This window comes from Pedobacter sp. BMA (assembly GCF_001027745.1).
GTDB lineage: Bacteria > Bacteroidota > Bacteroidia > Sphingobacteriales > Sphingobacteriaceae > Pedobacter.
The window spans coordinates 386,936-399,924 of sequence record NZ_LECU01000007.1 but is presented as its reverse complement, the minus strand read 5'-3'; the positions used below and the strand labels follow the sequence as shown (position 1 = coordinate 399,924).

At 41.1% G+C, this 12,989-nt stretch carries 11 protein-coding genes and 1 tRNA gene; 1 reads left to right on the top strand and 11 read right to left on the bottom strand.

Annotation, left to right across the window (positions count from 1 at the left end; translation table 11 throughout):
• Positions 1 to 39: 39 nt before the first annotated feature.
• From AB669_RS18020 to AB669_RS17995, 6 genes are all read right to left on the bottom strand, one after another.
• Positions 40 to 1,806, bottom strand: coding sequence for a hypothetical protein (locus AB669_RS18020; protein ID WP_047800719.1), 1,767 nt, complete (start codon positions 1,804 to 1,806; stop codon positions 40 to 42).
• A gap of 294 nt (positions 1,807 to 2,100) precedes the next feature.
• Complete coding sequence (locus AB669_RS18015; protein WP_047800718.1) at positions 2,101 to 3,792, bottom strand: hypothetical protein; 1,692 nt, start codon at positions 3,790 to 3,792, stop codon at positions 2,101 to 2,103.
• A 335-nt stretch (positions 3,793 to 4,127) separates the two neighbouring features.
• Positions 4,128 to 4,943, bottom strand: a complete 816-nt coding sequence (locus AB669_RS18010; protein WP_156166777.1) for a hypothetical protein — start codon at positions 4,941 to 4,943, stop codon at positions 4,128 to 4,130.
• A 154-nt stretch (positions 4,944 to 5,097) separates the two neighbouring features.
• Positions 5,098 to 6,090 carry a site-specific integrase gene (locus tag AB669_RS18005; RefSeq protein ID WP_047800783.1) on the bottom strand — a complete coding sequence of 331 codons (993 nt, stop codon included), beginning with the start codon at positions 6,088 to 6,090 and terminating at the stop codon, positions 5,098 to 5,100.
• Between the two features lie 248 nt (positions 6,091 to 6,338).
• Positions 6,339 to 6,411 (bottom strand) — tRNA-Lys (locus AB669_RS18000).
• A gap of 144 nt (positions 6,412 to 6,555) precedes the next feature.
• On the bottom strand, positions 6,556 to 7,254 hold the full coding sequence (locus tag AB669_RS17995; protein ID WP_047800782.1) for an NUDIX domain-containing protein: 699 nt from the start codon (positions 7,252 to 7,254) through the stop codon (positions 6,556 to 6,558).
• Positions 7,255 to 7,434: 180 nt separating this feature from the next.
• Between AB669_RS17995 and AB669_RS17990 the strand changes: the two genes are divergently transcribed.
• Positions 7,435 to 8,586 (top strand): aldose epimerase family protein, encoded by a 1,152-nt coding sequence (locus AB669_RS17990; RefSeq protein WP_047800716.1) that lies wholly within the window; start codon positions 7,435 to 7,437, stop codon positions 8,584 to 8,586.
• Positions 8,587 to 8,790: 204 nt separating this feature from the next.
• Here AB669_RS17990 and AB669_RS17985 read toward each other — a convergent pair whose 3' ends face one another.
• From AB669_RS17985 to AB669_RS17965, 5 genes are all read right to left on the bottom strand, one after another.
• A complete protein-coding gene (locus AB669_RS17985; protein ID WP_047800715.1) occupies positions 8,791 to 9,960 on the bottom strand; it encodes an alpha-hydroxy acid oxidase in 1,170 nt (389 codons plus the stop codon).
• 146 nt (positions 9,961 to 10,106) lie between these two features.
• Positions 10,107 to 10,928, bottom strand: a complete 822-nt coding sequence (locus AB669_RS17980; RefSeq protein WP_053058466.1) for an amidohydrolase — start codon at positions 10,926 to 10,928, stop codon at positions 10,107 to 10,109.
• Positions 10,929 to 10,931: 3 nt separating this feature from the next.
• A complete protein-coding gene (locus tag AB669_RS17975) occupies positions 10,932 to 11,261 on the bottom strand; it encodes an L-rhamnose mutarotase (protein WP_047800713.1) in 330 nt (109 codons plus the stop codon).
• On the bottom strand, positions 11,261 to 12,115 hold the full coding sequence (locus tag AB669_RS17970) for a fumarylacetoacetate hydrolase family protein (RefSeq protein WP_047800712.1): 855 nt from the start codon (positions 12,113 to 12,115) through the stop codon (positions 11,261 to 11,263). The genes AB669_RS17975 and AB669_RS17970 overlap by 1 nt, the downstream gene beginning before the upstream one ends.
• Before the next feature lie 49 nt (positions 12,116 to 12,164).
• Entirely contained in the window at positions 12,165 to 12,929 is a 765-nt protein-coding gene (locus AB669_RS17965; protein WP_047800711.1) for an SDR family NAD(P)-dependent oxidoreductase, read from the bottom strand.
• Between the last annotated feature and the right edge of the window lie 60 nt (positions 12,930 to 12,989).

The following is a 12,989-nucleotide window of genomic DNA, read 5'->3' as shown; positions in this document are numbered from 1 at the left end:
CTCTGTACATGTTTCAATGAACAGAGGTTTGATAACCGCTCAGTAGTTCCAGATTCTGGAAGCGATCTCTTTCAATTGGGCAAATTCCAGGTGAGCTGAAGGTTCGTAAAGGTTTTTATTGCCCTTGACGATCGAATGAAGCATGCTTCTTAATATATTCATCGTTTCCTTTCCACAGGTGTACCTTTCCGGGTCGCTTTCGTAGATCTTGGCGAGCTCAGGTTTTTCAGCGGCATGCATTTCATGCTTTTTGCCATATTTTTCCTTGAGCATTTTTTCGATCGAGAGCTCCCTGGTTTTTTCCCTTGCGACTTCGACTAATCCTACTGCCGATTCCAGGGATATAGTAGGGATGATGGCGCTGATGTGCTCTGGATCCAGAAAATGGGATTCGATGTCGGTACCCTTGGTTACAAAGGGAATTGCTCCCAGGGCAGTGATCTTCTTGCACTGATCTTCCAATTTTTCGGCGCTGAGGTAGTCTTTGTCCCTGTGTACGATAAAGATCAGGTCTTTGTTCACCTTTCTCAACGTTTCAAGCGTCAGCGGCAGTAGATCTATCTTTGTACAATTGCTGTAGGACATGATCGTCGTCTGTTCTGTGTCAAAGCCGTTCGACTGCACCAGCACCTCCAACATACCGGTTTTGGAGTCTTCTGAAAATACAACGCACCTGCTTTTGATGAGATCCTTTAGATTCATTACTGCCGATAGCCTGGCCACATATTCATCCAGATACATCATTCTGGAAGCCTCGTCCATCCGGTCGATGCCAGGGCTGGCAAATATATGTACTCCGGGTAAAAGGTCAGCTCCGCCCGACAGTAGTACCTTGGCGTTGTCAAGCCCCTGGTCTCCCAGAACGGCGATCTTCACCCTGCTGATCCCGGTAACCCGGAGGGCCATATAGGTCAGGTAGTCATCGCTGGTCAGAAATGCGCCGTCTTTCCAGTACACCACCAGTCCGTTTTGCACATGGTCATCGATATTGCGTTTGGCCTGCTGGATCTCAAAATAGGGGATCATAAAGCAGGCGTCAAAACTAAAGGGCCTGATCATCTCGAAATCGACTTCGGCGACATGGCATAAGATCTCTCCGAGAAACACCTGCTGTACGAGCTTAGTGTAAACACGGTCGTCAGGAGCTGAATCCCTTTTTTTGAATTCTGCCTTCTTAGATTTTTCCAAGCTTTGTTCCAGCGTCAAAAAAGATTCGGTATAATGGTCAGACAGATATTTCAATATCTCTATGCAGAGCCATAACGGCTGATTTTTGCTGATCCCGGGTTCAGTTTTTGCCGATGAAACCCACTGCCTATCTTGATCATAGTAGCAGAAGGCCGGCTCAGGTTCCAACTGGCTTACCCTGATCTCGAAGTAGGAGACCTGGGATGGATAGTTTTCGTCCATAAAAGTAATAGCATAAAAATGGCCGATATCTCCTTTGAGCTGATGGCAATGGACCATCACGCCGATCGGCTTATCTGGCAGGTAGTTCTCCACTTCGAAAAAGATCGGTTTTTTCAACGGGAATCTATCCAGCCGGGCAAACAGCTCATCAATGCCAATGTCCTGGGCCATCTGCTGATGGTTGACCAGAATAAAGCGGGCATCATTGAGCACATAGACCGCTAACTCTACGATAGTGATCTGCTGTTTGGTAAAACTGTGAATGTACCGCTGAACTTCTTTTACAGTTGGTGCCATGTCCTGTTTGCCCAGTATCTCCTTAAAAAGTGCAAGCTTGAGCCTGCCCATTAAGCTGGAACGAAGATTGGCCAATACTAGAGGATTTATTTTATTCATAGCTATAAGATCTGTAAAGTTTTGTTTAATCTAGCAAAAATGGCCTGTTCTAGAGCAGTTCCTCCAGTACCCTGTCCGTATCAGACCTGTAGCGGTAATCCTTCAGTATCTCGTCAAAAGACTCCAAAAGCTGCTCTCTTAACGTCTGGCTGGCCATGTCCTTTCCAGTAAGTGCAGTAAATGCCCCTACAATGAATTTGGTATAGCCCTCCTTTTTTCGCTGGATAACCTGACCAAATACCTAATGAAATTCTTTCACTCTACCATCAATTTTTGAAGCAAAATAGGCCTGCGTCATAGCACCCTGTTTTGAGGCTGATGATTTGCATCTTTACGAAAATCGAAAACCTTATTCATTTCTTCTAAAATATTGGTGTGGCTTTCCATATATAATCCTTGCTTACCGTCAGCTGCATAATCATCAAAGCTAATTAAGGTATCGTAATAGTTTTTGGTTGAATTGAACTTCTTATACTTCGTTTTTGAAGTCGCTACCTTTCTATGATAATTTTCTATAGTTGTTTTGAGCAGATTTCGATCCCGCTTAAGTTCAGAAAGATTTTCAATAAAAAAATCATAGTGAATCGTTGTGAATGGCGCAATTTTTTGAAATTGCTGAGCAATCTCCTCAGAAAGCTTTGGCGCGTTTAAATTTATATATTCATTCACCCCATTTTTAACGAGATGATTTTCAGTATATACCAAAACCGGGAAAATCCTGAGTTTTTTAACGGGCTGTTGAATTTTATAGTCACTCTGACTTTTTTCTGCCAGTAAAGTAATAATCCTGTTGAGCTGGGATGCTCCTTTTTTTTCAGCCACGAAGTTTTTATCAATGAAATACTTAAACTGTTCAACACTTTTCTCTATCGTAACAGTATTAACCAGCGAGGATGATTTGATCTCAAACAGATAAACATCACGTTCATTAACAATCATGGTCACATCGGTGAAAATCCCATCGTCAGAACCTATCACCCTAATCCCGCTTTTTTGAAGCGACTGTAACATTCCAAGAATAAGATACCGCTCAATATAATGCTTTCCCCAAAGCGATTGAAGATCACTATATCTTGACACCTTGAGCGACTCTGGTAGCAACTTCTTTGTGAAAAGATAGAAATTCCAGCATTTCTCAGTAATCAATCCGAAATTGGAAATGCCAGTCAAATACAACAGCCCATCAGATAGCTTAATGAATGGTTTAGTGGTAACGGTAGCAAGGCTTTTTTGTTCCTCTCTATTATCCGCATAGGTAACGACATCAATAACGTGAAGAATTTGGTAAAGATAATGGTCTGGGGGAACTACAACCAACGGACTGTCTTTCTCAATCGCCTCCTGGTAGGTCAAAACAAGGTTGGTAAAAATCAGTGGGTAATCATAGATAGATTTAAACCCAGTCTCTTTCAATAATGCTGTTTCAAACAGGGGATAACTTCCTTTAAGAAATTCCTTTAAGAAACTGATAAAAGCCAATTGCTTTGATATACCAGACCGGTGATAGGATGAGGCGTTTTCAGCATTCAAACCCTGTGCAATCAGCATTTCCCAGATCAACTCAATACTATCATCCCTTTTCCCAACTCCAACTTCGCTATACCGGTCCTCGTTGTAGATCAAAATCGTATCGAAGGCGTGTAAAGCGAAAGAATTATCATTTGCAATTTGAGTATTTTCAGGCTCGTCTAAATTTAAAAGATCAACTAGTATTTCAGTTACCACAGGTCCAGTGCTTAGATAATGCGATTTGATAAACGACAAAGCATTTTGTTTATAGCCGCTAGGCAGTGCATCAATAAAATTATTAACAAAAGCGTGAGTCTTTCTTGTGCGTTTTGTTTCTTCGACTGCTACATTGAGCATAACAAAGAATTTTATCACTGCATTTCGGTCAAAACTGCCGATACTTGAAACTTCCTTTTTGGGAAGCACCAGTGAATTATGGAAAAAACTGAAAGTTAAGATTGGGTTAATTTGTTGCATGTGTGATAAATATACCAGAAAAATTATTCAGCATAACATTTTGCTGGATATGCTCATTTTTTGCGCCTTATATATTGATACACCCCAAAGGAAATAACCGTAAGCCCGAGCCCAGCCCAAAATTTGATTAACCGCCTACGGTAAACACCTGAGCCGATAAGTTTATTGCTTTCAATAATATCACGTTTTTGATAAGCCAATTGGACAAACCAATTATTTTGACCCCTTTGCACCAATTTTCAATAATTTATAAGCTCTTAAATAAAAGGGTGTTATGAGTAAAATATTTTTGGTAAGATGAGGTCAATTAACAGCGGTTTATCCAATCTATTGGACTATTTTCCAATATTGACCGGAATTCCTAATTTCACTCCAAAACTAAATTTATCATGCAAAGCAACTGAAGCACCATCAGCATCAATGGAAGATTTTAAATTACTCCAGGCTACATAAGGAATTAATGAAAGATAATTTACGGCATCTTTTGTTTTTGAACTAATATTGAACAACAAACCACCTTCAAAAGGAATCTGCCTTTGGTTAATCCAAGGCTCCCCGAAAGAATACCCAAGTTTCAAATATATCCCCGGAATGGCCAGGTGTTTAGTGAAAACAGCATAAAATTCGGCGCTTGTTTCAATGCCAAACCCAACCTTATAATTCCCCTTATAAGCGGTGCCACTTTCATCTTCGTTAATGGTTTTTGTTGTATCAGGTAACTTCACGTGGCTTTTGGTGATTTTATAATTGACCTGCGTCAAATCATCCAAACTATTTGTTCTCTTTGGTGTAGCTGATATTGTCAGCAATAGAAATTTTCCACTTACGTTGGGGTATCTTTTAAACCAATTCAAACCAATTTTGACCGCAGGTACAAAACTATTTCTTTCGCTTAATGTGTTCCCAACCAAATTTTCATAATGATGGAAAGAAGTGTTACTAATACTGGGGGTAATGTTAGCATAGAAAAGATTATAGCTATTGTATCTTTTAGCGTAAAGTTTAATTTGCGCATCTGCAATTGAATCTTTTCCAAGCTTTATAATGTTATCTGCTTTTCCTAGGTTTTTATTAAATAAGGATACTTGAAAACGATTGACCATTGTTTCAGATGACTCATTAGTGGTTAAACTTATGTTGTTATGTTTCATTGCTTCCTGCCACATGAATACAAAGGAATACAAAGCCTGGACAATATCTTTGTCTTTTACTCCATAATCACCCAGCACCTGTAAAATAAGCGGACTCTCGCGCTTGTAAAACTCATCATCTTTTGCGATCTCGGCATATTTGAGATAAATCTTTTTAAAAGTGACACTGCTTTTGATTGCTCGAAACTGGTAATGCCCTGTCCTTTGTGACGCAATATGGGTGGTCGCTGTATCTCTCTAATACTGCGATTGCGGGTGGTAATAGGGGAACAGCAGAACGCGTTCCCGTCTTGGTTCTGTTTATATAAACCCATTTTTTGCCATCTAAACCTGTTTTGATATTAGATAAGCTCAGCTTTTCTATGTCAGAATAAGCAAGTCCCGTGAAACAGCAAAAGATAAAAACGTCCCTTACCTGACTCACTCGCTCGGTTAAGAACTGCTTTTCTGAAATTTTAGTTAATTCATCCTCTGTAAGAAATGAACGCTCTACGTTTTTACTCTTTAGTTTGTATCCAAACATTGGATCGCTGTCTATCCATTTTAAGCTCAAAGAAATGCGTAGGATTTTACCAAGACTTTTCAGATACCTTACTGTGGTATTGTTGGCACAACCGTTTACTGACCTCAGGAAAAAATCAAAATCTCTTATAAACGCATGGTTAATATTTTTGATGTTGATATCTGTTATCTTGTATTTTTCATTCATGAAAGCGACAAGATGCCTTTCCAAGACCTGAAAGCGCTTCAAAGTACCAATGGCGTATTCACGTCCAACTAGGGCTTCCATTTTCTCGTTATGAACTTTGATGCCTTCCATCAAGGTATGCTTCCGGACTTCCCGCCCGATAAATCTGCACTTAATGCCTTCGGCTGTAATAACTTCGCCGGCATCAAAAAGATCCCTGTAAGCCTGGTTTATCATTGACTGGAGATTATCCAGATGAGCATTAAAACTTCTGACATCTTCCTTTTTTCCATCCTGTCTGCCTGATTTGGTATTCCACTTTTCAGGATCGCACTCAAGCCCACTGGTCATTTCTGACCTTTTTCCGCCAACGGTTATTCTTAAATAAACTGGCACATGACCGCCATTGTAGTTTTTCTGCTTTTTAAGATAAAAAAGCATGCTAAAATTAGTTTTCATATAAACTGAATTAAGGTTAACAAAATTAGCCCTGCAGTCTGAAAACGTCAAGATGTTCGATGGCCGAACAACTTGTTAAACAAGTGATTATAAATAATTCGGTGAGTTCTTTTACTACCTAAATTACTCACCGAATTACACACTTTTAATATGAGAATCGGTGAGCATTTTAGTTTTTTCCACTAAAACAAAAAAGCTTGCAATCATTTGATTTGCAAGCTTTTACGTAGTTTTGATACTATTTTCTGTGATCCCGCTGGGATTCGAACCCAGGACCACTACATTAAAAGTGTAATGCTCTACCAGCTGAGCTACGGAATCGTTTTTCCTTGTTGTTTAAGGAGGTGCAAATATAGAGATAATAATTAATCGTGCAAATCTTTTTTTATTTTTATTTGAAGTGTTTTATTGAGCCCTATACAACTGCCTGATTTCTAAAAATATAGTTGCTGAAAAAAATAAAAATTATTTAGTCGACTTCGGTATAAAGTTTAAAAACGACTGAAACTGCGCCTTATGCTTGTTTTTATCCAGTTTAAAGTAGAAAGCACCCCGACGGGAATTCGACTTATCTTTTTCAGTTTGCTTAATTAAAAGACCACTTGCGGTGATTTTACGGATGAAGTTCCGGTTATCAATAGGGGTGTCGTATACCTGCTCATAAAGCGATTGCAATTGCGGAATGGTAAATTTCTTCGGCAGCAGCTCAAATAGAATAGGATGGAGGGCTGCCTGATAACGGATTTTATCCATCGCTGCCTGTACCATTTCATTGTGGTCGAAGATCAGTTCAGGAACTTCCGCCAGTTTAAACCACTCGGCGTGGAACTGATCGTTAATTTGCTTGCTGTATTTATTGATGTCGATTAAAGAAAAATACACCACCGAAATGGTACGCTCAATCGGATCACGATCTGGGCGTCCGTAGGCGTGAAGTTGTTCCAGGTACACATCGTGCAGGCCTGTCAGCTCCAGAAGGATGCGCTTGGCTGCACCATCCAGGTTTTCTTCGTCGCCGATGAATCCGCCCATTAAGCTCCATTTATCTTTTACAGGTTCGATAGCTCTTTTGATGACCAGGAGTTTCAATTGCTCGCCATCGTAGCCGAAGATGATACAGTCTACCGCTACAAGTACAGGTTTCTGGTTAAGGTATTTAGCCATTTTTAAGCAGAACGTTTTAGGTTGTTGTAAATGATTTGCTAACATTGCAAACCGATGCAAATTATGCGATTTTTTCTGATGTTATAAAGTCAATTCAATATTAACTCAAATATTATTGATAATCGTTACAATGACGATAATATATTTTTCCTACTTTAGCCTTAACCAAAATAAATCTTTATGAAGAAAATATATCTTAAGCCGGTATCGGTTGCGGCCATTTGTGCTGCTATGTTCCTGTATTCATGCCAGTCTAAAACAGGTCAGGCTGCTCAAAACACCGCTGCACTAGACAGTACCAGATACGAAAGCACTATTGATGGTAAAGCCGTTAAATTGTATACCCTTAAAAATAAAGACGGGGCTAGCGTAAGCATCACCAACTATGGCGGAAGGATTGTTTCGCTTATGGTTCCTGATAAGGACAATAAATTAACGGATGTGGTTTTGGGCTACGACAGCATTGGTGCATACCGGAAGAAAGGAGAACCATTTTTTGGTGCTTTAATCGGCAGGTATGGCAACCGCATTGGCAAAGGCAAGTTTACGCTGAATGGCCAGCAATATCAGTTACAGCTTAACGACGGACCAAATACACTTCACGGTGGAACTGACGGTTTTTATTCAAAAGTATGGGATGCCAAACAATTAGACGCTCAGAAACTGGAGCTTACTTACGTTGCTAAGGATGGCGAGGCGGGTTATCCGGGTACGTTGAACGTTAAAGTGATTTATACTTTAACGGATGATAATGCGGTGCAGATCGACTATGAAGCCACTACAGATAAAGCTACGGTGGTGAACTTAACCAACCACGCCTATTTTAACCTGAACGGTGAAGGGAACAATACCATCCTTGATCATGAATTAACCGTTGCTGCAGATTCGATTACGCCGGTCGATTCGACTTTGATCCCAACCGGAAAGTTAACCGCTGTTGCCGGTACGGCATTTGATTTCAATAAGGCCAAAACAATTGGCAAATCCATTGAAGATAAAGACGAGCAGTTGAAGTATGGTAAAGGTTACGACCATAACTTCGCCTTGAAAGCGCATGATGCCAAAACATCAGTTGCTACGGTTAAGAGTACGGTGACAGGAATAAAAATGGATATTTATACTACAGAGCCGGGTTTACAGTTTTATAGCGGAAACTTTCTTACCGGAGCTGATAAAGATGGTAAAGGGGGTAAATCATATCCGTACCGGTCAGCGATTTGCCTGGAAACACAGCATTTCCCTGATGCACCAAATCATCCAAACTTTGCTTCCACGGAGTTAAAACCAGGACAGGCATACAAAACGAGTACAACGTATAAGTTTTCGAAGTAGGTAATCTATTTTAACCACGAAAACACTGTGGTCACAGAATTTTACGACAAAAGACACAAAAGAACACAAAGCATAATGATCCCCTTTGTGTTCTTTTGTGTCTTTGTAGTTTATTTTTTAACGACGGAAATATTTCAGTATCAGCGAAATCAGTGAGATCTGCGGGAACTTCATTGGCTTCATGAACTCAAGACTTCGGACTAATTACACCTCCAACAACCTGTCGGGAAATTGGGAAACTTTCTCAATCGTCAGCTGCTGCATGATCTGGTAAAGGTGTGTTTTGAACATGTTAATCGTGTGTTCACCACCATCGTTACCCAAAGCACCAACACCATACATAAACGGGCGACCCATAAAATTGAATTCAGATCCAACCGCATGTGCCCTGGCTAAATCTACACCTGAACGGATACCACCATCAAGCATGATTTTTAATTTCGATTTATAAGCGGGATTTGCGGCCAGTTTGATTAATGAATTGATCGATGATTCACCTGCATCAATTTGTCTTCCGCCATGGTTCGATACAATTACTCCATCAACACCAATTTGTATAGCTGCCTGCATATCTTCATCCGTTGCAATGCCTTTCAGTACCAGTGGCCCTTTCCAGATTTCGCGGATAGCAGAAACCTTTTCGATATCTACCTTACCGGTAAAAGTCCGGTTCATGAATTGTCCCAGTTGCGACATGTCCATACCTTTTTCCATATATGGCTTTAGTGTAGCAAAAGACGGGATCCCATGCTGTAAGGTTTTAATGCCCCATAGTGGTCTTGCAAATGCCTGAAGAATGTTATTGATCGACATCTTCGGTGGAATGGATAGTCCGCTTTTGATCTCTTTATACCGCAACCCAAATGCAGGAACATCAACCAATACGACGAGCACCGGGCATTCAACCGCTTTCAAACGGTTTAATATATCATCTCTTAACCTGTTTTCCGTAGGATGATAAAGCTGAAACCATGCCTTTCCATCCGACACTTCGGCAATGCGCTCAATGCTGCTGGTAGAAACGGTACTTAGGGTATAGGGAATATCGTGTTTTGCTGCTGCTTTGGCTAATATTTCAGGAGCATTAGGCCACATTAAACCTTGCAGGCCTATTGGCGAAATACCAAACGGAGCACTATACTTACGGCCGAACAGCTCTACCGACATGTCGATTTCTGACCCAACACGCAGGTAATTTGGCTTCAGGTAAATATCATCAAAATCGTTCTCGTTACGGGCCAAATTCAGTCCCTCATTACAACCACCTTCTAGGTAGTCGAATGCGAACTTAGGAATTCTGTTTTTTGCTTTACGCCTTAAGTCTGCAACAGAAGGATATTGCGGATGGTAAGGAAATGTAATTTTTTTGCTCATTATTTAATCTATTGTCTTGGTCAGATGCCTTTTAAAGTCGAAAACTAATATTATATATTAATTTTCCCATCCTGCACTATCTGTTATATTCGGTTTATTTAGGAATTTTACTGTTTAAAAGTCCTAACATGATAAATTTCCGTGGTTTACAGCGTATAAAAAACTTTGGCATTACCACTGAAAACTGATTTTCTTTGCTGCTCACTCAGCCTTTCCGTGTATTTGCGCACAAGCTGAAACCAGTCCTGGTAAGGGCGGCTGATGAGCATCACCGGCCAGTCGCTGCCATACATGATCCGCTCTGCACCAAAGTTCTCAAAAATCACATCGAAGCATTTAAAAATTTCAATCTCTTTCCAGTTCTTCCAGTCGGCTTCTGCAAGCAAGCCTGAAACTTTACAATATACATTCGGATTTTCTGCCAGTGTTTTAATATGGCCAGCCCAGGTTTTTAAATCTTGCGATTTTACATCCGGTTTACCGCAATGATCGAGGACAAAGGCCTGGTCAGGAACCTGGTCGACCATCCTGATGATGCTATCGAGCTGATTGTGGTAACACAGTAGGTCGTAAGTATAGCCGAAATCTTTCAGTTGCCTGATGCCCGCAATGAAATCCGGGTTAAGTATGAACGCCTGATTTTCTGCCTGAAGCACATGGCGCCAGCCTTTGATCAGTTTAAAATTGCTCCAATGTTTTAGGCGATCAGCAAGATCAGGGTTTTTAAGATCGATCCAGCCGACAATGCCTTTAATCAGGTCGTTTTGTTCTGCCAGTGACAGCAGGAATTCATTTTCAGCCTCCGACTGGTTAGCCTGAACCGCTACACAGCCCGTAATCTGGAGGTCACTGTATATCCGGCTTAAGTTTTTAGGGGAGAAGTCATTGCGGATCGCCTGCATGTCTTCGGTGATCCAGCTATCCCTTACCGGATCAAAATTCCAGAAATGTACGTGGGTATCAATCATGATCTATAGCTTGAAAATTTTATCCATTAGCCGCCATTTCTCACCCGGCTCAGCTCCGGGCAGGGCCTGCTGGTATTTCCACATCAGGGTTTCCCATTCCTGCACTTTCGGGTTTTCCAGGTCGGCCTTTGCTTTCCTTTCAAAAGAAAAGTCTTCACCCACTTCCATAACCATAAACAGCCTGCTTCCGCTTAAGTAGATTTCCATATCGAGCACACCTGCCGAAGTAATACTTTCCTGTATCTCCGGCCAGATCGCTTCATGGTGTTTTCTGTATTCTGCAATCAGGGAGGGCTCATCGATCAGATCGAGGGTGAAGCAATATCTCTGCATTAGTTTTCGGTGTAAGCTTTAACGTTTTGTTTACTTGAACCTAAACCATCAATGCCTAGTTCCACTACATCACCATCTTTAAGGTACCATGGTTCTGGTTTTTGTCCTAAGCCAACACCTGCAGGTGTTCCGGTAGTAATCACATCACCCGGCAATAGCGTCATAAACTGACTGATATAAGATACCATAAATGGCACATTGAAAATCAGGTTTGAAGTATTACCGTCCTGTAAAGTTTCTCCGTTAACCGTTAACCAAAGGCGAAGATTGTGCACATCTTCAATATCATCCTGGGTGGCAATGAATGGGCCAATCGGAGCAAACGTATCGCAACTTTTACCTTTTACCCATTGTCCGTTGCGTTCCAGCTGGAATTCACGTTCACTGTAATCGTTGTGCAGCACGTAGCCTGCAATATGGTCTAATGCATTTTCCTCAGATACATAACTGGCTTTTTTGCCAATAACAATTGCAAGTTCCACTTCCCAATCGGTTTTTTTACTGTTTTTAGGGATGGTGAGGTCATCATTTGGACCCACAATCGCTGAAGTGGCTTTAAAGAATAAAATCGGTTCAGCAGGGATAGGTGCATTGGTTTCTGCAGCGTGATCTTTGTAGTTTAAGCCTACACAGATGATTTTGGAAGGACGCGCCAATGCTGGTCCGAGGCGTACACCTTTATCTACTTCTGTTAAGCTCGCAGTAGCTATATCCTGTTTTAGTTTTTCCAGTCCATCGCCACCAAAAAATGCTTCATTGTAATCCTGTACCAAACCTGAAACGTCATAGTATTTATCATCTATAATCACTCCTGGTTTTTCTGCACCTGCAGCTCCAAAACGTATTAATTTCATATTGTTTAATTTTTATATAGTATCAAGTGAGGTATCTTCGGGCTTAGTATTAATTATTTAATGTAGTAAAGCCACCGTCGATCGGATAATCGCAGCCGGTAATAAACGAAGCCTCGTCGCTGCATAGATACAACGCCAATGCACCGATCTCTTCCGGTTTGGCCATTCTGCCGATGGGCTGCGTTTTAGATAATTTATCGAACATTTCGTCAATATTATCCGGATAGTTTTTTTGCAGAAAACCATCCACAAAAGGGGTATGCACACGGGCCGGTGAAATGGAATTGCACCTGATGTTTTCACCGATATAGTCCTTCGCCACACTCATGGTCATGGCTTTCACCGCACCTTTTGCTGTACTGTAGGCAAACCTGTCGGGCAGGCCAATCAGCGAGGCAATAGACGCCATATTGATGATTACGCCGCCACCAGCCGCACGAAGCTGAGGGATTGCAGCATATAAACAATTGTAAGCGCCTTTTACATTCACCCGCATAATGCGATCGAAATCGGCTTCTTCGGTTGTATCGGCTTTGCCAATATGCGCAATGCCGGCATTGTTAACTAATATATTAATCTGTCCGATTTTGTTAAAAGTATCAATTACAGCCTGGTGGTCAGACACATCGCAGGCATAGCTGAATGCAGCACCGCCGGCATTTTTAATTTCCTGCAAGGTGTTTTCGGCTTGTTCAGGGCCCAATTCAATGATGTGAACCTCTGCGCCCTGCTTTGCCAATACGGTTGCAATGGCTTTGCCGATTCCGCTACCGCCACCCGTAACCACTGCTCTTTTGTTTGTTAAAGAAAACATGTTTATGGTTTAAATTTATAATTGATTAGAATATGCTTACAAATAAAATAAATATTGTTG

What these genes read in the sequence shown, in the direction of transcription:
- AB669_RS18020 (WP_047800719.1), bottom strand. Translation starts at nt 1,806, where the DNA reads ATGAATAAAATAAATCCTCTAGTATTGGCCAATCTTCGTTCCAGCTTA.
- AB669_RS18015 (WP_047800718.1), bottom strand. Translation starts at nt 3,792, where the DNA reads ATGCAACAAATTAACCCAATCTTAACTTTCAGTTTTTTCCATAATTCA.
- AB669_RS18010 (WP_156166777.1), bottom strand. Translation starts at nt 4,943, where the DNA reads ATGAAACATAACAACATAAGTTTAACCACTAATGAGTCATCTGAAACA.
- AB669_RS18005 (WP_047800783.1), bottom strand. Translation starts at nt 6,090, where the DNA reads ATGAAAACTAATTTTAGCATGCTTTTTTATCTTAAAAAGCAGAAAAAC.
- AB669_RS17995 (WP_047800782.1), bottom strand. Translation starts at nt 7,254, where the DNA reads ATGGCTAAATACCTTAACCAGAAACCTGTACTTGTAGCGGTAGACTGT.
- AB669_RS17990 (WP_047800716.1), top strand. Translation starts at nt 7,435, where the DNA reads ATGAAGAAAATATATCTTAAGCCGGTATCGGTTGCGGCCATTTGTGCT.
- AB669_RS17985 (WP_047800715.1), bottom strand. Translation starts at nt 9,960, where the DNA reads ATGAGCAAAAAAATTACATTTCCTTACCATCCGCAATATCCTTCTGTT.
- AB669_RS17980 (WP_053058466.1), bottom strand. Translation starts at nt 10,928, where the DNA reads ATGATTGATACCCACGTACATTTCTGGAATTTTGATCCGGTAAGGGAT.
- AB669_RS17975 (WP_047800713.1), bottom strand. Translation starts at nt 11,261, where the DNA reads ATGCAGAGATATTGCTTCACCCTCGATCTGATCGATGAGCCCTCCCTG.
- AB669_RS17970 (WP_047800712.1), bottom strand. Translation starts at nt 12,115, where the DNA reads ATGAAATTAATACGTTTTGGAGCTGCAGGTGCAGAAAAACCAGGAGTG.
- AB669_RS17965 (WP_047800711.1), bottom strand. Translation starts at nt 12,929, where the DNA reads ATGTTTTCTTTAACAAACAAAAGAGCAGTGGTTACGGGTGGCGGTAGC.